The sequence below is a fragment of the Gilliamella sp. A7 genome, from assembly GCF_002142015.1.
GTDB lineage: Bacteria > Pseudomonadota > Gammaproteobacteria > Enterobacterales > Orbaceae > Gilliamella > Gilliamella apis_A.
On the sequence record NZ_NASN01000047.1, the window covers coordinates 1 to 19,614 of the forward strand.

The following is a 19,614-nucleotide window of genomic DNA, read 5'->3' on the forward strand; positions in this document are numbered from 1 at the left end:
CCACAATACTATTGATAGCAATAAATTTAGTTAACTTATTGATTTATTATATAGATTAGACGTTTTTACGTTCAATGGTCTGTTCGCCCCAAAAGAGCTTATCAGCTTTAGTTTTAGCGAAAGCGCGTTGTAATACTTCATCGCTACCTTCTTCCCAAATTTGTTCTGCTAATTTTTCATCATCATTAGCTAATTCAAAAATAGCCTCGGCAATTTCGATAGAAGTTTCACGAATATTTGCCCAAGATCGAATATCATGTATTTCTTTTTTGGTACTATTCATATTTATTCTCCTTATTTGCTAAGATTACAGGTAAAATAAACCCAATTCGCACAAAACACAATAGGTAACACTTTTTATGCTAACTATTATCTCTCCAGCCAAAACCCTTGACTATCAAAGTCCATTAATCACTACAACCCATACCCTACCAGAATGTTTAGATTCAACCAAACAACTTATTACTGTTTGTAAAAAGCTAACTAGCGATGATTTAGCTAAATTAATGTCTATCAGCCCCAAACTTGCGGCAGTTAATTATGAAAGATTTCAAAATTGGCATTCTGATTTTAATTTACAAAATGCCAGACAAGCGATCCTAGCGTTTAAAGGCGATGTATACGAAGGTCTACATGTTGAAGATTTTACTGATAGTGATTTGCAATTTGCGCAATCGCATTTACGTATTCTGTCTGGATTATATGGTTTATTAAAACCACTTGATTTAATTCAACCTTACCGTTTAGAAATGGGTATCCGGTTAAAAAATGGTGACAATACTAATCTTTACCAATTTTGGGGAGAAAGCTTAACCAATAAACTCAATGAAGAATTAGCAAAATCATCTCAACCAACCTTAATTAATTTAGCCTCTAATGAATACTTTAAAGCTATACAAGTTAAACACCTAAATGGCAAAATTATTCAACCGATATTTTTAGATAAAAGCAAAGATGATTATAAAGTGATCAGCTTTTACGCCAAAAAAGCGCGCGGATTAATGAGTCGATTTATTATAAAAAATAACATTAATAATTGTAATGATATTAAAAGTTTTAATTTAGATGGCTATCAATTTGATTCTCATCGCTCAACTGAATTAGAATGGTACTTCACCAGAAAACATGCATAGAAAGATATATTAAGATGGAATTTTTAATCACATTATGGCAGCAATTTTTAACGACCTTACCTTTATTTATCTTAATTTTGTTAGGTTATATTGCTGTAAAAATGGGCCGTTGGCAAAAAACGGTAACCGACAGTGTAACTAAATTCACTTTTTATATTGCTTTCCCAATCATGCTCTTTCAAATTATGAGCCACTTTTCTGAACATTCAGAAATCGATATTAATCTTTTATTAGTATTTTTTGGTGGCTCATTTATTGTTTTTGCCTTGAGTTGCTTTATTGCGGTTAAATTTTTTAAACTTAATGGTTCTGAAAGTACCATGTTTGCTATGGGTGGAATTTACACAAATACGGTATTTGTTGGTATTCCAATTATTAATATGTTATTGGGTGAAAAAGCGATTCCTATAGTCGCCATTATCGTAATATTTAATGCTTTAATTTTATGGACTTTAGCAACGGTATCCATTGAATTTGTGCAAATGGGTAAACTCTCAAGCAAAGGATTTATTAAAGCCTTTAAAAATGTATCCAAAAATCCAATTATCATCGGTATATTTGTCGGGATAGCGGTTAATTACATCGGTATACCTTTACCTATGTTTATCGAAAAATCGACCAAAATGGTCAGTGATATGACCGCACCGCTATCATTAATCGTATTAGGTATGGGGCTGGGTGAATATAAAATTCGTAATGATCTCCATATCACTATAGCAATCTGTATTATCAAGCTATTTGTGTTACCAATTGCGACTTATATTGTTGGTAAATTATTAGGATTATCTGTTTTAGAGCTACAAGTTATCGTATTATTAAGTTCAGTATCAATAGCCATAAATTGCTATATGATGGCAAGGCAGTTTGAGGTTTTACAAGGTCCTATCGCATCTAGCTTATTGATATCAACGGCGTTGTCATCGATAACAACACCGTTAATTCTATCAATAATGTTACAGTTACCTTTTGCTTAAGATAAACTTATTTCACCGCAAAATTTTTGAATTTGTGGTGTAAAATCAAAGCAAAAACAATAACTGCACTACCAATAATGAATCGGCCCCAATCTATTGATTGGTGCCAAATAACAACATTAACTAAAATACCAGCCGGAATAACCAAATTATTCATAATGGCCAATGTACCAGAATCGACTTTAGTCGCGCCTAAATTCCATAAGAAATAACATAATCCCGAAGCCACAACACCTAACCAAATGATAATACCCCACTGTAATTGAGTGGTAGGAAGTTTGTCAGCATTACCAAATAATAGCCAACCAATAGTTGCTACAACTATTGCCCCAAAATAGACCCAAGCAAAAGCTTGATGTTGCGGTAATGGATAGAGTTCCATAATACGTTTATAGCCGACTTGTCCTAAAGCAAAGACGATATTGGCACCCTGAATTAATAAAAAGCCTATGATAAAATCACGACTGATGTGGTCATAACGGATAATTGCCGCACCAATTACCGCTATAATGGCCGTTAATAAATAATTAAGTCTTAGTCGATGCCCTTGCAGTAAATCATAAATAATAGTGACATAAATTGGTGTTGAAATGGTAAATAATAGAACCTCTGGTACCGAAATATATTGGAATGAGTTGTAATAAAAGAAGTACATAATTCCTAATTGGCATGCGCCTACTCCCATCAAAAGCAACATCTGCTTTACAGAGACATTTTTAAAACGTAAAAAAGGAATAAAGGTAATAAAAGCCAGCAAAACGCGCATGACTACCGCAAACCAAGTATCAACTTGACCACTTAAATAAACTGCAATAAAACTAAATGAAAACGACCAAACAATGGTGACAAAAATAAGGTAATACATAGCAAAATTGTACCGAAAATAAAAAGTCAGGCATGGTAACAATTCATATATCGGTTGTAAACCTTTTGATATGTTAATTGATTACAACCATGACAATAATTATTTCTTACCCAATTATTCATTGATTGTTTTTTCAATATAGATATATTTATTTTCATCCGTTATTGGAATATCGTCAGGATTCCACATATATTTTCTAGCAATTTTAAACAAAAACTTATTATCTTTGCTGTAAATTGAAATAAAATATTTTGGATTAATATAAATTTCATCAAAATTTTCAGTACTATAGTTATTCAATATTGATAACTGTTCATTATCTGTAGCGTTAGAATCCTGTAATAATTTTTTAGCTTGGTCAAACGAATAGATACCAGCTCTGCCATAATCAAGGTAGAAATGATTAACCAATTTAGTTTTATCAAAGATTAAAACATAGTAACCAGCTGTACCACGTTCAGACTCACCCTCAATAAGAAACACGTTAAATAAATTATTTGCAGAGCTTTTGTATAGATATGCATTGAATGAAGTACTGTCTAAGAAATCAGGAATTGCTATTGAAAAATCAAAGTTTTTCTTTGACTTTAAATAAATTACATGACAATTATATACCTCTTTATCTGGCTGCCAATCGCAACTAATCTGATTATCATCAAATGTCCAAGAATCACCACTAATTTCTTCTAGGGGAATTTCATGATCATAGTATTGCCAAGATTTTAAATTCTTATAATTTGTGGCTTCACATAAACCAATATTGCCAATCATAAAAAACATGATAGCGAAGAAATAAGATTTCATGCAATATCCTTATCTAATTTTGAGAGCGATCTTTAACAAATTTAATTAGCTAAATTAGTAAATCGTAATATAAATAAAGCCTATCTTAAGACATATAGTCTAACAGATTACTCATATAGTTTAACAAATCAAAGATCCTCAAAAAAGTCATTTTATGGCATAATGTACGCCAATTCACATTTCAACGGTTTTGCTTAAAATGATCGATATCTTTAAGGCAAAATGTATAAAAAACGAGAGAAAAGCTTAGTGTTAAGTACAAATAATATCACAATGCAATTCGGCAGTAAGCCACTATTTGAAAATATTTCTGTCAAATTTGGTAATGGTAATCGTTATGGATTAATTGGTGCTAATGGGAGTGGTAAATCCACTTTTATGAAAATTATTGGTGGCGATTTAGTGCCAACTTCAGGCAATGTATCGCTTGATCCACATGAAAGACTGGGTAAATTACGCCAAGATCAATTTGCTTTCGAGGAGTTTACTGTTCTCGATACCGTAATTATGGGGCATACAGAATTATGGCAAATCAAGCAAGAGCGTGATCGCATTTACTCGTTAGCAGAAATGAGTGAGGAAGACGGTTTTAAAGTCGCTGATTTAGAGACCCAATATGCCGAAATGGATGGTTATAGTGCGGAGGCGAGAGCTGGTGAATTATTGCTTGGAGTTGGTATTCCTATCGAACAACATTATGGTCTAATGAGCGAAATTGCACCAGGTTGGAAACTACGGGTATTATTAGCCCAAGCACTATTTTCGAATCCGGATATTTTATTACTCGACGAACCAACCAATAACTTAGATATTGATACTATCCGTTGGTTGGAAGATACCTTAAATGAACGTGAAAGCACGATGATCATCATATCGCATGATCGCCATTTTCTTAACATGGTCTGTACTCATATGGCCGATATGGATTATGGTGAACTTCGTATTTATCCTGGCAATTATGATGATTATATGACTGCCGCTACTCAAGCAAGAGAACGTTTATTAGCTGATAATGCGAAAAAGAAAGCACAAATAAGTGAATTACAATCCTTCGTCAGTCGCTTTAGTGCTAATGCCGCTAAATCAAAACAAGCAACATCTCGAGCTAGACAAATTGAAAAAATAAAACTGGAAGAAGTCAAGGCATCTAGCCGACAAAACCCATTTATTCGCTTTGAGCAAGATAAAAAACTATTTCGTAATGCACTAGTGGTAGAAAACTTCACTAAAGGTTTCGACAATGGTCCTTTATTTAAAAATCTTAATCTCATGGTCGAAGTTGGCGAAAAAGTAGCAATTTTAGGGACTAACGGTATCGGTAAAACAACCCTACTCAAAACCTTGATGAATGAATTAACACCAGAACAAGGTGATATTAAATGGTCAGAAAATGCCAATATTGGTTATTATGCGCAAGATCATGAATATGAGTTTGAACAAGACTTAACTGTATTTGAATGGATGAGTCAATGGAAACAACCTAATGATGATGAACAAGCGGTACGAAGCATTTTAGGTCGATTATTGTTCTCCCAAGATGATATTAAAAAGCAAGTTAAAGTCCTATCTGGTGGTGAAAAAGGCCGTATGCTGTTTGGCAAATTGATGATGCAACGACCAAATATCATTGTCATGGATGAACCGACTAATCACCTTGATATGGAATCGATCGAATCATTAAATATGGCATTAGAGCTTTATCAAGGAACGTTATTTTTTGTATCGCATGACCGCGAATTTGTCAGCTCACTGGCTAGCCGTATTATTGAAATCACGCCAGAAAAAGTGATTGATTATACAGGTAATTATGAAGATTACTTGCGAAGTCAAGGCATCGAATAAAGCTGCATAAAAATCAATAAAAATAGCCACATAAGTGGCTATATTTTTATTGGCTGGTTATAAAGAATTAAAAATCTAATTCATCCCACCAAATATCGATTAAAGCGCTGGTTTTAACATTTTTTAAACCATGACTCTCAAGCCATTTAGTGACATTGTCACGATCTTCTTCAGTACAGTTACCTAATTTCTGGGTACAAATAATCCCCTTCCAAGTCAAATAACCACTTCCTTCGTAAGCCAAACCATTAGCTTGTATCGCTTCAACGATAAATTGATCGACAACGTTATCGATGGTTTCTTCATTAGTCCCTTCGTCAAATGACCAGCTTACAGTAAAACCTAACTCTTTAAATTCTTCAATATGTAATTTTTTTCTTAAACGACGACTGCGATTAACCTTAGCCATAATAATATCCTTCTGCTTTAAATAATTTAGTTAGTTTTAGAATATGTATGATGATTGGATTGCTTCATACTATTCTGATGATTTTTAGAAGTTCGAGATTTATCAGCACTTCTTCTTTTTGTTGGAGCACGTTTTGCTGGCGCTTTTTTGACTGGCTCCGCTTTAATTCTAGGATCGACTTCAAATCCTTGAGTAAAAATTTCTGGAATCGGCTTTCTAAGCAATTTCTCAATTGATTTTAATTGAGGAAGTTCATCAATACAAACTAGCGATATAGCTTGACCTTGATTTTGCGCTCGCCCTGTTCGACCAATTCGATGAACATAATCTTCTGCTACTTGTGGCAACTCATAATTAATAACATAAGGTAATAACTCAATATCTAATCCTCTGGCGGCAATATCTGTAGCGACTAATGCTCGTATTTGTCCCGACTTAAAATCAGCTAACGCTTTCGTTCTGGCTCCCTGACTCTTATTACCATGAATTGCTGAAGCTTTAATGCCATCTTTGGTTAACTGTTCCGCTAGATGATTAGCACCATACTTGGTTCGAGTAAAAATTAACACCTGTTGCCATTGATTTTTGCCAATTAAATAAGAGAGTAATTCACGCTTACGACGCTTATCTACCCGATGCACATATTGCGTAATTTGCTCAGATGCACTATTGGTTTTCGCCACAGCAATAGATTCAGGCGAATTTAAGATGGTATTCGCTAATCCTTTTATCTCGTCAGAAAAGGTGGCAGAAAAAAGTAAATTTTGGCGTTTTTTCGGTAATTTAGCGATCACACGACGGATATCATGGATAAAGCCCATATCTAACATACGATCGGCCTCATCCAGAACTAAAATTTTTACCGGCGAAAGATCGACAGCATTTTGCTGTACTAAATCTAATAATCGTCCTGGTGTGGCAATTAAAATATCCACCCCACCACGAAGTTTCATCATTTGTGGATTGATACTAACACCACCAAATACCACTAATGATCGAATAGATAAATAACGACTATAATCACGAATATTTTCACCAATTTGCGCTGCAAGTTCACGTGTTGGTGCTAAAATTAATGCATATAAAGGGCGTTTGCCTTTTCTCGGTTCTGATTTAGCTGAATTTCTTAATTGCATTTGATGCAATTTTTGTAAAATGGGTAGACCAAAACCTGCGGTTTTACCGGTACCGGTTTGGGCACTAGCCATTAAATCTTTACCAGACAATATTACGGGAATAGCTTGTTGTTGGATGGGAGTAGGATCGGTATAGTGTTGTTCTTCAATAGCTTTTAATATCTTGGCATCTAAGCCAAGAGAGTCAAATGACATGTAATGATTCCTAAATAATCGAAAAAAATAAATAATCACCAACATTATAAAGCAATTTAATAATAATTGTCTGATTATTTTATCTTTTCATTGCTAGTTATTTAATATATGTTACTATTTTAGGGAATAACCTTATAAAGTATAGAGTTATTCATCGCTTAAAATATGTTCATAATATATTGCTCATTTTTTAGGTAGATTGGAAAAATGATATTGATTATCATTATCATTTATTGTATTGTTGCAAGCCCAAAACATAATTATTTCATGGAATAGATATGTCTTTTAACTTCCCTCATTTAAAAAAATTATTTATCTTCTTAATGTTAAGTTGCTTTAGTTTAAATTGTTTAGCCAAAGATGATATTACTTTCGCAAACTTTCGTGATATTCGTGATTTAAATCCACATTTATATTCAGGTGAAATGTGGGCGCAAAATATGTTGTATGAATCATTAGTTCACTATAATGAAGATGGCACTTTTTCTCCATGGTTGGCAGAAAGCTGGACTATTACTAACGAAGGTAAAACTTACACCTTTAAATTAAGAAAAGACGTCACATTTAGTGATGGAGCAAAATTTGATGCGCACAGTGCCAAACTGAATTGGGATGCCGTGTTATCCAACAAAGTTCGTCATACTTGGTTAGAAATGGTGCGTTTAATAACCGAAGTCAAAGCAGTCGATGATTATACTCTTGAGGTTAATCTTTCTGAGCCTTACTATCCATTCATGATTGAAATTGCCGTCACTCGCCCTATGCGATTTATTTCCCCAAATTCCATGATTGATGGTGAAACTAAAAATGGCGTGAAATCTTATATTGGTACCGGCCCATATGTTTTAGGTGATCATAAGAAAGATCAGTATGCTGTATTTAATGCCAATCCAACTTATTGGGGAACTAAGCCGTTACTGAAAAAAGTGACCATGAAAGTAATCGCAGATAATCAAAGTCGACTAATGGCCCTTGAAAAAGGTGAAATAGATCTGATTTATGGTAAAAATATGGTTGATGCTGATTCATTTGAGCGTTTTTCTAGCATGAATAAGTTTCAAACCTTAATGTCGAAACCAGTTTCCAGTCGAATTGTTTTAATGAATACGACAAGAAGCCAATTGAGTGATGTTAATGTCCGCCAAGCTATTGAACATATTATCAGTAAGAAAGATATCTCAGAAGGTATTTTTAATAATAGCGAAGCACCAGCGGATACATTGATGGCAACCAATATTCCTTATGCCAACATTGGTTTAAAACCTTATATCTACGATACAAAATTAGCTGAAACACTACTTGATAAAGCTGGTTGGCTAAAAGTTAAAGGTGAAGATTATCGCCAAAAAGAGGGTAAACCATTTGAGATCACTCTTTATTATGATAGTAATACTGCCTCTCAAAAAACCATTGCGCAATATATGCAAGACGAATTTGAACAAGTGGGATTAAAGCTCAATATCCATGGTGAAGAAGAGCAAGGTTATCGTGATCGCCAAAAAGCGGGTGATTTTGATATGGTATTCGATATTTCATGGGGAACACCATATGATCCACAATCATTTTTATCAGGAATGAAATTACCGGTTTATGGTGATTATATGGCGCAACAAGGGTTGAAAGAAAAGCCACAAATTGATGCGAGTATTAGTAAAGCATTAATTTCAACTGATGAAAAAGAACGGCAAGACCTATTTCGTTATGTACTAGAAACGCTGCACAATCAGGCCGTTTATATCCCATTAACTTATGAACGTAATCGTGCTATTGCCGTTAAATCATTAAAAGGAATTGAATTCGCTCCTTCTCAATTTGATATTCCATTTGAGAAAATGCATTTTTAATAAACTAATATTATTGACGAATAATGTTAAATTATATTATTAAACGTTTAACCATGATGATACCGATATTATTCGGTATCTCTTTTATCGCTTTTTTTCTTATTAATTTAGCCCCTTCCGATCCTGCTGAAGTTGCATTACGCTTAAACGAAATCATGCCAACGCCAGATGCCATTGAAAGTATGCGTCAAGAATTGGGGTTAAATAAACCTTTCTTAGAACGCTATTTTATTTGGCTATATGATGTTTTACATCTTGATTTTGGTCGTTCATTTATTCATCGAGATAGATTTGTTTGGGATGAAATGATCCGCTGTTTAATTCCGACACTAATTTTAGCGATGTCGGCATTCGCATTTACACTTATTATCAGTTTAATTTTAGGTGTTTTATGTGCCATCTTTGCCAATTCAGCATTCGATCATATTGTTCGTATCATTATCTTCCTAGGTACTGCTATGCCTAGTTATTGGTTAGGTTTACTATTTATTTGGCTGTTTGCCAATTATTTAGATTTACTACCAACCAACGGTTACGGAACATGGCAAAATCTCATTTTACCAACTTTAACGTTATCGTTTGTCTATATCTCAACTTATATTCGTTTTATCCGTAATAATATGTTGGAAAATATGCATAATTATTCGGTATTTTATGCTCGTAGCCGTGGTTTAAAAGAAACAACGATAATTGTTAAACACGTGTTAATTAATTCTCTGCATACCACTATCACTGCTTTAGGCATGACTATTCCGCAATTAATAGCTGGATCTTTTGTCGTCGAATATATCTTTTCATGGCCGGGACTGGGGCGTTTATGTATTGCGGCTATCATGAACCGTGATTATCCAGTCATTCAAGCTTATATTCTTATCATGGCTATTTTATTTGTAGTTTGTAATTTTATTGTTGATATCATTCATCAATGGTTAGATCCACGATTACGAGATAATGGTGGTGCCGTATGAATATAACTAAACAACTAATTAACAATAAAACAGCTTTAATCTGTTTAATCATCATCACCACAATCGTTATATTAGGTATTTTAGCACCTTATATCGCACCGTATGATCCTAATAAAGTTCGTATAGTGCGTAAATATGCCAGCATGTCTAGCCAACATTGGCTTGGTTGTGATCATCTTGGTCGCGATATTTTATCGCGTTTGCTTTATGGTATCCGTTCTACCCTATTTTTATCCTTACTTACCATGAGCATCACTATCGTAGTTGGTAGTCTGATCGGCCTTATCTCAGGTTATCAACGAGGCAAACTTGATGAATGCATCATGCGCCTTTGTGACATTATGCTGTCGTTTCCTAGTCAAGTAATGATTTTAGCGATTGTTGGTGTGTTAGGCGTAGGTATTGAAAACGTCATTATAGCCAATATTGTGGTTAAATGGGCATGGTATAGCCGCATGATTCGTAGTTCAGTCATCAAATATAGCCGAAAAAATTATATTCTTTTTTCACGCGCAATTGGCGCACCACATTCGTTTATTATTTGCCGTCATTTATTACCTAATGTTATGTCAGAGCTGGTGGTATTAGCAACTTTAGATACAGGTTGGGTAATCTTAAATATCTCAGCACTATCCTTTATTGGATTAGGTGTTCAAGCACCTACTGCCGAGTGGGGGTTAATGTTAAGCGAAGCGAAAAATGTCATGACCCAACATCCGATGCAGATGGTCTTTCCTGGTATCGCAATTTTAATTGTCGTTGCAGCATTTAATATGTTAGGTGATTGTTTAAGAGATATTTTAGATCCAAAGGACCAAAAGCATGAGTAGCTCGCTATTAGAAGTGAATAAACTTACAGTTACCCTCGACAATGGTAACAAGCTATTAGATGATGTCTCATTTAAAATTAATCGTCATTCATGTTTAGGTATCGTTGGTGAAAGTGGCAGTGGCAAAAGTTTAACATGTAAAGCCATTATCGGATTGTTAGAGCCCTATTTTAATGTGTCAGGTCAAATATTATTTAAGCCACAACAAGCTAAACTAACCTTAGCTAATAATGGTGATCTATTACAACAAAATAAACAGACCTTAAAGCAGATACGTGGTAAGGTAATTTCGATAATACTACAACATCCTATGAGTGCCTTCGATCCGCTATATTGTATTGGCAAGCAAGTCGTTGAAACACTACAATCACATCAAGTTATTAACAAAAAGCAAGCCATGACAAAAGCGTTAGAAATGATTGAAAACATTGGCCTTAATAATCCACACGAGATCTATAAAAAATATCCTCATCAATTAAGTGGTGGCATGTTACAGAGGATAATGATTGGTTTGGCATTGATACTTGAACCGGAACTCATTATTGCTGATGAACCCACTACAGCACTAGATTCAATTAGCCAATTTCATATTTTAAAAATGTTTACCGAGATAAAACAAAACTCGAAAACAACCGTGATTTTTATCTCTCATGATTTAGGTGTGATTCATCATATTGCTGATGATATTATTGTGATGAATAAAGGAAAGATTGTGGAATCGGGTAGTCGTGAACAAATTTTTTACCATCCTCAACATGACTATACTCGTTACTTGATAGATACACGTAAACAGTTATTAAATAAGTTCAATGCTATCATTGGTTTCAATAATCGAAATTTGATCACGGAGACAACTTAATGCCACCGTTATTACAAGTTGAAAATATAAAAAAGTCTTTTTTACAGCCGAATCAGAATCTGTTTAGCCGAAAAAAGAATACCGTTATCAATGGCGTTTCATTTGAGCTAAAACAAGGTGAATGTCTTGGCATTATTGGCGAAAGTGGTAGTGGTAAAAGCACATTAGGTAAACTGATTTTAGGTTTAGAAAAACCTGATAGTGGTAATATCTATTTTAATGGCCAAGATATAGCTAAACGGGCATGGAAAAAGTCAGCTATGCGTAAAGATATCAGTGCGGTATTTCAAGATTATAATGCTTCAGTCAATCCGTATTTTACTGCCGCCCAAATCATTGCTGAACCGATTGACATCTACGAAAAACTAGCCAAAGATGACCGTAAGCTGCGTATTAACGCTTTATTAGAACAAGTCGGTTTAGACAGCTCTTATTATCATCGTTTTGCTCACCAAATGAGTGGTGGTCAATTACAGCGTGTTTGCATTGCCAGAGCAATTGCCTGCTCTCCGCAATTTATCTTATTTGATGAAGCTGTGAGTTCATTAGATATCTCAGTACAAACCCAAATATTGTCACTACTTGCCGATTTACAAAAGCAACTCAATCTTACCAGTATTTTTATCACCCATGACCTAACGACCATTACTTATCTTTGTAACAAAGTGGCATTTTTTTATAAAGGTGAGATCATTGAATATATTGATAGTATAGATAAACTTAATCAAGTCAAAAACCCTTACTCTATCCAACTTCTCGAATCAGTTTTAGGTTTTTAAAAAATGGCAAACTCATCAACATCAAATCAACAATATCAGTTTAGCGATTATCTTAAATTGGTGGTCCCCTTTGTACTGTCAACTATTACCACTCCCCTGCTTGGCGTTGTTGATACCGCTTTAGTTGGTCATTTACCTAATCCAGCTTTTATTGCTGGCATTGCCATTGGAACAGTAATATTCAATACCATTTACTGGTTATTTGGCTTTTTAAGAGTCAGTACCACTGGTTTTGCAGCCCAAGCCTTGGATAACATATTGTTACTAAAATCTTCGCTTATTCGCCCCCTATTTATTGCGATTTTTTTAGGTTTGGTATTTATTATTTTTCAAAAGCTCATTTTTTCTGCTTCAATGCAGATCATTAATCCTAATCAAGAAGTTCAACACTATGCTGATAGCTATTTTTCGGTGTTAATTTGGGGGGCACCTTTTGTACTTATCAATTATGTGTTAGTTGGTTGGTTAATGGGTATCTCTAAACTGAAAGCAGTATTATTTTTACAAGTTTTCATCAATGTACTTAATATTATAATGGCGATGCTTTTTGTCTGGTGGTTTCGTTGGGACATCAAAGGCGTCGCATTCGCAACGTTAATCGCCCAAATAAGTTGCTCTTTGATCGGGATTTTGTTCATCTATCGATATCTACCGAAAACACATCAAAAAACCGACTTAAAAGCAATTTTGTCATGGCAATCATTAAAAGGAGTCATTTTAGTCAATACCAATCTAATGATAAGGACTATCTGTTTATTAATCGTCACCAATCATTTTATTTCGATTGGCTCAACATTCGATACCGAAGTATTGGCCGCTAATGCCGTCTTATTCCAGATCCATTACATGATGGCGTATCTGTTTGATGGTTTTGCTAATGCATCAAGTGTATTTAGTGGTCGCGCGAAAGGTAATCAAAATATGGATCTCTATAACCAAACTCTACGCTGGTCATTGCAAGCCTGTTTTATTTGCCCAATTATAATAATTGCTATTTGGTTGGCGTTTGACACCTCAATTATCAAGCTACTTACTAATCAAACGGAAATTATAAATCTTACTCTGCAATATCAATCATGGTTAATTATATTCCCTATCGTTGCCGCGGGTGGATTGATCTATTATGGTGTTTTTTCAGGTATTAGTTACACTTCATCAATCCGTGATTCAATGTTATTAGCGTTATTGCTTTGGTTGATAGCACAATATTTTGCAGTACCAATTTGGGGAAATCATGGATTATGGCTGGCCTACAGTTTATTTAGTTTTGGCCGAACAATATTTTTAATTATTTGGATTAAAAAATCGCGCAGCTATATTACTGCTTAATGGATAATTATCGCAGATTTTCAATTAAATAATTCACCTATTAGCGAGGATTTTATCGCAAATTTGAAACTATCTTTTTCAATTAAACAGGCGTAAAATTTGCCTTCATTATTCTAATTATAGTCAATATTGTGCCTAGTTATTCTGCAATCAAAAAAAGAATTCAACTTTATCATAAAATACGTAGTTTTCAGGATAAAGCCCCACTAATTGTATTAATTGTTGCCGGTATTATTGGCACTATTACTGGTATTGTTGGCGTATTATTCCAATATGCGGTGAATTGGGTAATCTCACTGCGTAAAACATTATTATTTAATCTAATCGACAATGTAGTAATTAATTATCTATTAATCTTTGCTATTACAGGGACAATGGGCGGGTTAGCTTACTATTTAGTCAAACGTTTTGCACCAGAATCAGGCGGTTCAGGTATACCAGAAATTGAAGGTGCATTGCTTGATTTGCGTCCTGTACGTTGGCGATCTGTCTTACCGGTTAAATTTATTGGTGGCATCGGTGCTTTGGGCTCTGGTATGGTGCTAGGTCGTGAAGGTCCTACGGTACAACTTGGTGGTAATATTGGTGCCATGGTCTCCGATCTGCTTAAAGTTAAAAATAAAGCTTATCGACATACTTTTTTAGCAACGGGAGCTGCTGCAGGTATAACTGCAGCATTCAACGCGCCGTTAGCAGGCATACTGTTTATTATTGAAGAGATGCGACCACAGTTTCGCTACAATTTGACCTCAATAAAAGCTATTTTTGTTGGCGTGATTATGGCCAGTATCATGTACCAATTTTTATATAATCAGGAATCAGTCTTTCAGATCGGCCACTTTAATGCTGTTCCTATTGAATCTTTATGGCTTTATCTCTTGTTAGGGACATTCTTTGGCGTTATTGGTGTTTTATCAAATAAGTGCATATTAACCTTACAAGAGCGATTCAAACAGTTTTATCAATTTAATCAATACTACTTTGTAATCACTGGATTTTGCTTAGCAGGATTATTTGGTGTGATGAGTTTTATGATTCCTGAAATAACGGGAAGTGGATTTGATTTTATTCCTAATGCGGTTGCAGGTAATTATGCAATTAATGGTTTGATGATGATTTTATGTTTGCGCTTTGTCACTACCGTTTTATGCTTTAGTTCCGGTGCTCCAGGTGGCATCTTTGCCCCAACCTTAGCCTTAGGGACAACGATTGGGATCGCTTTTGGTGTGATAGCGCAACAAATTTACCCTAATTATCATATTGAACTCGGTGCTTGCGCTATTATTGGGATGGGTGGATTATTTGCGGCAACTGTACGGGCGCCACTTACAGGGATTGTCTTGGTAATGGAAATGTCCGATAACTATCAGCTTATTTTACCAATGATTATTACTTGCTTAGGTGCAACGCTCATAGCCCAAGCGCTAGGAGGAATGCCACTATATACGTCTATTTTGGCAAAAATTTTATTAAGAAATAAAGTTCAACCAGATAACGCTACTTCGCTCACGGTCAGTAATCCCTAAAATAAAAATATCATCAAACCATCAATTAAGGATGATTGTAAAAATAATAAGATTTTAGTTAAATTAATAATTTAGTAATGAATCAAAAATAATCGCTCAATTTTTCAATTCATTACTAAAATTTGCCCAAAAACGAATATTCTTTGAATAATTTATTCTAATTCACAGATTTCATCGATTGATAAAGTAGTAGGAATATTACGATCATCGGTAAACTGAAAACGAAAAATAAAACGAATGTCATAAGTTTTTAGAACATTCACAATATCAGATTTATCACAAAATTGACTATAAAGCCCTAATCTAACATTTTCCATAAAATCATTCAAAGGCGTGTTTTGGCTATCTGAAGGCATTTTATATTCAAAAACAACATTATTAAGGTTTGCGGTAATATTGGTGACCTCATAACCCGCCTCTGCTTGAATAGGAAACTTACCTTTTTCTCCTAATAATGAGCGTTTTGCGCTATCTGCTAATGCTTTGGATACCTTTACGCCAGTATTTTTATCGACTTCAGCGGCATGTACAGTCGTAAACATAAAAAGGCTTGAAAGCATTACAGCCAATTTAACAACATTTTTCATGATATTTCCTTGCTCTATATCTTATAACTCTATTTTCAATCAAAACTATTGATAAATAACTAGATTTTTATAGTTATCTTAAATATTTTAATTTAGTTAATAATCTTAATAATATGGGTTAATAAAATTAACTGTTATCTTACACAATATTTTTGATAAAAAAAGCCAACTTAGCAATTTATTGTAGGAATTTGAATCAATCAAAACAAATATTGACCATTTCAACTTGGTCTACCTTTATCATTCATGACAGTTAATCATCAAAAATTTATCTAATCTTAATAATTGTTCAATTAAAATAACCAATTAATTTTAATTAGATTTGGCTATTATTAAGCTTTAATTTTGAGATACTTGAATATATAGGTTATTTAGAATAAGTTAAATTCTTTTGAAGAATTTATTTACTAAATTCATCGATTAATAGTAAACATAATTGCAAATAAAATCGCAGAAAATTAAGTGCCTTACCTTGTCATGGTAAGGCACTTTATAGGTTATTGTGGAGTTAATGACATAATAACTGTTTCAAAAGGCTTAAGTGTTAACATCGCTGTTTTCGAAATAGTTGTTGGTTTCTTAGCATGTATTTTACTGGCATAATCAATTTTAATTTGAAAACGGTCAGTTGCATTTGTCGGTAATTCTAAATCATTTTGCAAATCTAGATAGTAAACTTGCTGTTTATCAGATGGATTACGTAAAGTGATGATTGCTTTATTTTTACTCCAACCTGCCCAACCATATACACCTAATTTTGTCGGGTCTTTACCTATCCAGTGGCTGTCAAATAAAACATCTTTATTGGTTCTAGCCCATTTTGCTGCTGTAGCTAGCGTATCCCAATTTTGGCTCGTTAATAACTCTGGTGTAATATACATCTCTTGCAATTGAGTACCTGTTGCAAAGTAACTCCAGACCTGATCAGCAAAATCTGTTTCACTTTCTTGATCAAGATTTTTCGCCTGTTTTGCATAGACAATACCATGTAACATTAAGGAGTTAAGCGGGAATAACGGACCTTTTAGAACTATAGAACGATAAGTCTCAGCATCGCGATAAGTTAACCACTGTTGTACTTTGCTACCAGGTCCATAGTAGTTAACATCATCCCCTCCTCGCCATATTGAATCGGCATAGAATAACCATGATGGCGTTGCTTGAGTACCGGTGGTTAAATTGATGTAGAGATTTGGGTTAGCACTGCGCATGTCTTCAATTAAATGGATAGCAGCATCAAAATCACTAGTAAATTGGCTACCCGCTATAACCTTATCAGCATTACCCGTTCCATCAAGTTTAAACATAGTTATGTTTTGATTATTAATCAATTCGAGGATTCGTTTATGGAAGTTAGTATAATAATTTGGCCCTGATAAGGCTAATTTACCATCCATAGTTTCATAACCAAATTCAGGCGCATTAGCAACGCGTTTATCACGTGGTTTATTATAACCGCCCCATGGTGATAGCCAAATACCGAGTGCCGTTTGATATTTATCCGAAGCTGTTTTCAAATTATTAAATTCATTAGGGAAATTCGCACTAAATCCCCAGTTTCCTTTTAGATTATCCCAACCATCGTCAAATAAATATCCATCCAATTTTACCTGACGTTTTTTTACCAACTCCTCACCATATTGATCAATTCTTAATAAAGCCTCTTTTTCGGTATAAGGATTAAAGAATCCTATATCAAGCCATGAATTATAGTGTAAATATGGACTATATGGGCGTTGACGAACACTATCAATAAACTGATTAATGTTACGTCTTAACTGACCTTTTTCATAAGTACCAATATAAGTTTTATAACTTAAAGTGTGTTCAGCTTGCAATGGTATAGCTTGTGGAATTTTTTGTGATACACCGCCTTCATAAGCAACTGTATTGGTTAGTGGATTTTCTGGAATGATAAAAAAAGTATCACTAATAATCGGTGAACTTACTACTGAACCATACACAAATGGTGCCTGTGAATGGAATGGCATTAATGAAACTGATGACATTGAAAGTGCTTTATTTTTAGGTGTGATTCTTAATTCATAACTCGCAAAATGTTTATCATCATTTAGATTAACGACAGTTTCAATCGACATATCATGACCAGTGTAATTTAATGTCATGCCTGTATCTTGTTGTTGAACTTTATCCAGTGAAAAATCTTTATCGGTTAACTTAGCCCCAGATGCTAAAACAATTTCAAACAAGGTTTCAATTTTTACTGAATCATTAGTGACTGGATTGATAATATTTAGTGCCGTAATACTATTTTGACTGTCATCCTTAGCCAATTTAACTTGAGCATTTTTTCCTGATAACTGATAATCTTTGGCCCAAGCAGCTCCCGTTGGTAAACACAATGCAGATAACACGCCTAACACAACCAATTTTTTCATATTTTTTTTCATTATTACCTCCTGAAGGATAAACAATTTTATTTCCATAAGCTCATATTAGACTTAGTATAAGCATCAAATACTAATGAAATTGTGATCTTCTTGGCAGTTTATTAGAATTGCAAAATTGCCAAAAAATGACTAAATTTACTTTGTAGTGAAAGAGATATATTTGATTGAAATTGATTACAACTAATTTTTTATTACCATAAATCAAGTCATTTCTCAATTAGCCATAAGTAATAGTGAAAGGTAGGTTTAGCAATAGACGAGACATTGCTTTTATTTTTCAACGTGATAAAGATCACAATTTTAAAATAAAGTTATTGGCAAAAAACAAAAACTGAATAATAAAATTTAATAATAATGGCTAATAACCAAAAAGGTAACACTAAGTGTTACCTTTCAAAGTTACAACATAGAACGAGTACTATTTTTTAGTATGATGAGGATCTTTTACTGAATCACCTTGACCACTCACCACATACCAACCATTCTTACTATGTGGTTTTTTATTATGATCAGGACAAGGGGGTAACGATTTTTTACTTTGGTTTGAATATACATAGCCACAATCAGCACATTTATAAGTGCCAGCTGAAACATCACTACCGTATGCAGCAAATTTTTGTACCATTATAAGCTCCTCCAGTAAAATGTTATAAATAATAAGCCGATTTGCTTATTACAGTTATATATAAACGCTGATTGAAACAAAAATCAAGTCAAGATTGAATAAATCTCTCAATATCTTCGCTAAAAAAGCGTTAAAATATAAAAAAATTAGATTTTTAAGTTTAAATACACGATAAAATAAGCAACGTAATTCTGTCTTATCTCAAATTGATAATAATGGCATATTAGAAGCAATTAACAAATAACAAATGAGAAAAGGTACTCAATCATTTTAAAATGACTGACAAATACCTAATAAAATTCAACTAATTTTTTAAAAGACTTTTTTAAAATATTCTATTTTACTTATAAGAGTTATTGGCTTGTTTAACAAGAAAAAAATAATATAAACATCTTAATATTTTAATCAAAACTAAAATAATGTAACCGAAAAAACAACCGAGTGCAGGAATGAACATCGCAATGATGAATCCTATATCATCATAACCATTACTAACAT

18 protein-coding genes are annotated in these 19,614 nt (G+C 33.8%); 10 read left to right on the plus strand and 8 right to left on the minus strand.

Annotated features, from left to right (window positions below):
* Nucleotides 1–55 precede the first annotated feature (55 nt).
* Complete coding sequence (locus tag B6D18_RS09970) at nt 56–283, minus strand: YccJ family protein (protein WP_086364319.1); 228 nt, start codon at nt 281–283, stop codon at nt 56–58.
* A 76-nt stretch (nt 284–359) separates the two neighbouring features.
* Here B6D18_RS09970 and yaaA point away from each other — a divergent pair, with 76 nt between their 5' ends.
* Nucleotides 360–1,133, plus strand: a complete 774-nt coding sequence (gene yaaA, locus B6D18_RS09975) for a peroxide stress protein YaaA (RefSeq protein ID WP_086364320.1) — start codon at nt 360–362, stop codon at nt 1,131–1,133.
* Between the two features lie 14 nt (nt 1,134–1,147).
* A complete protein-coding gene (locus tag B6D18_RS09980; RefSeq protein WP_158092571.1) occupies nt 1,148–2,107 on the plus strand; it encodes an AEC family transporter in 960 nt (319 codons plus the stop codon).
* 7 nt (nt 2,108–2,114) lie between these two features.
* Here B6D18_RS09980 and B6D18_RS09985 read toward each other — a convergent pair whose 3' ends face one another.
* Entirely contained in the window at nt 2,115–2,972 is an 858-nt protein-coding gene (locus tag B6D18_RS09985) for a carboxylate/amino acid/amine transporter (RefSeq protein ID WP_086364322.1), read from the minus strand.
* A 114-nt stretch (nt 2,973–3,086) separates the two neighbouring features.
* Entirely contained in the window at nt 3,087–3,776 is a 690-nt protein-coding gene (locus B6D18_RS09990; RefSeq protein ID WP_086364323.1) for a hypothetical protein, read from the minus strand.
* Between the two features lie 222 nt (nt 3,777–3,998).
* On the opposite strand from B6D18_RS09990, the gene B6D18_RS09995 reads away from it, so the two are divergent.
* Nucleotides 3,999–5,618 carry an ABC-F family ATPase gene (locus tag B6D18_RS09995; RefSeq protein ID WP_371328896.1) on the plus strand — a complete coding sequence of 540 codons (1,620 nt, stop codon included), beginning with the start codon at nt 3,999–4,001 and terminating at the stop codon, nt 5,616–5,618.
* A gap of 67 nt (nt 5,619–5,685) precedes the next feature.
* Here the strand turns inward: B6D18_RS09995 and B6D18_RS10000 are convergent, their stop codons facing one another.
* Together B6D18_RS10000 and rhlE are read right to left on the minus strand one after the other, a co-directional pair.
* Nucleotides 5,686–6,027, minus strand: a complete 342-nt coding sequence (locus tag B6D18_RS10000) for a YggL family protein (RefSeq protein WP_065651175.1) — start codon at nt 6,025–6,027, stop codon at nt 5,686–5,688.
* A gap of 26 nt (nt 6,028–6,053) precedes the next feature.
* Nucleotides 6,054–7,358 (minus strand): ATP-dependent RNA helicase RhlE, encoded by a 1,305-nt coding sequence (rhlE, locus tag B6D18_RS10005; RefSeq protein WP_086364324.1) that lies wholly within the window; start codon nt 7,356–7,358, stop codon nt 6,054–6,056.
* A 278-nt stretch (nt 7,359–7,636) separates the two neighbouring features.
* Here rhlE and nikA point away from each other — a divergent pair, with 278 nt between their 5' ends.
* From nikA to clcA, 7 genes are all read left to right on the plus strand, one after another.
* The gene (gene nikA, locus B6D18_RS10010; RefSeq protein WP_086364325.1) at nt 7,637–9,202 is read left to right on the plus strand and encodes a nickel ABC transporter substrate-binding protein; all 1,566 of its coding nucleotides are present in this window, start codon (nt 7,637–7,639) and stop codon (nt 9,200–9,202) included.
* 23 nt (nt 9,203–9,225) lie between these two features.
* Nucleotides 9,226–10,170: a nickel/cobalt ABC transporter permease gene (gene opp1B / locus B6D18_RS10015; protein WP_086364326.1), complete on the plus strand. Its 945-nt coding sequence runs from the start codon at nt 9,226–9,228 to the stop codon at nt 10,168–10,170.
* Nucleotides 10,171–10,172: 2 nt separating this feature from the next.
* Nucleotides 10,173–11,000 (plus strand): nickel/cobalt ABC transporter permease, encoded by an 828-nt coding sequence (opp1C, locus tag B6D18_RS10020; RefSeq protein WP_086364334.1) that lies wholly within the window; start codon nt 10,173–10,175, stop codon nt 10,998–11,000.
* On the plus strand, nt 10,993–11,859 hold the full coding sequence (locus tag B6D18_RS10025; RefSeq protein ID WP_086364327.1) for an ABC transporter ATP-binding protein: 867 nt from the start codon (nt 10,993–10,995) through the stop codon (nt 11,857–11,859). Before opp1C ends, B6D18_RS10025 begins: the two co-directional genes overlap by 8 nt.
* Nucleotides 11,859–12,638 (plus strand): ABC transporter ATP-binding protein, encoded by a 780-nt coding sequence (locus B6D18_RS10030; protein WP_086364328.1) that lies wholly within the window; start codon nt 11,859–11,861, stop codon nt 12,636–12,638. Before B6D18_RS10025 ends, B6D18_RS10030 begins: the two co-directional genes overlap by 1 nt.
* A gap of 3 nt (nt 12,639–12,641) precedes the next feature.
* A complete protein-coding gene (locus B6D18_RS10035; RefSeq protein WP_086364329.1) occupies nt 12,642–13,967 on the plus strand; it encodes an MATE family efflux transporter in 1,326 nt (441 codons plus the stop codon).
* A 131-nt stretch (nt 13,968–14,098) separates the two neighbouring features.
* Nucleotides 14,099–15,493, plus strand: coding sequence for a H(+)/Cl(-) exchange transporter ClcA (gene clcA, locus B6D18_RS10040; protein WP_216818946.1), 1,395 nt, complete (start codon nt 14,099–14,101; stop codon nt 15,491–15,493).
* 152 nt (nt 15,494–15,645) lie between these two features.
* On the opposite strand, the gene B6D18_RS10045 is transcribed toward clcA, so the two are convergent.
* The 3 genes from B6D18_RS10045 to B6D18_RS10055 all read right to left on the minus strand — a co-directional run bounded on the left by B6D18_RS10045 (nt 15,646) and on the right by B6D18_RS10055 (nt 19,116).
* Nucleotides 15,646–16,080, minus strand: coding sequence for a hypothetical protein (locus B6D18_RS10045; protein WP_086364331.1), 435 nt, complete (start codon nt 16,078–16,080; stop codon nt 15,646–15,648).
* Nucleotides 16,081–16,577: 497 nt separating this feature from the next.
* Nucleotides 16,578–18,491: an enterotoxin gene (locus B6D18_RS10050; protein WP_086364332.1), complete on the minus strand. Its 1,914-nt coding sequence runs from the start codon at nt 18,489–18,491 to the stop codon at nt 16,578–16,580.
* A gap of 418 nt (nt 18,492–18,909) precedes the next feature.
* Nucleotides 18,910–19,116, minus strand: a complete 207-nt coding sequence (locus B6D18_RS10055) for a hypothetical protein (protein ID WP_065578823.1) — start codon at nt 19,114–19,116, stop codon at nt 18,910–18,912.
* Nucleotides 19,117–19,614: the final 498 nt, after the last annotated feature.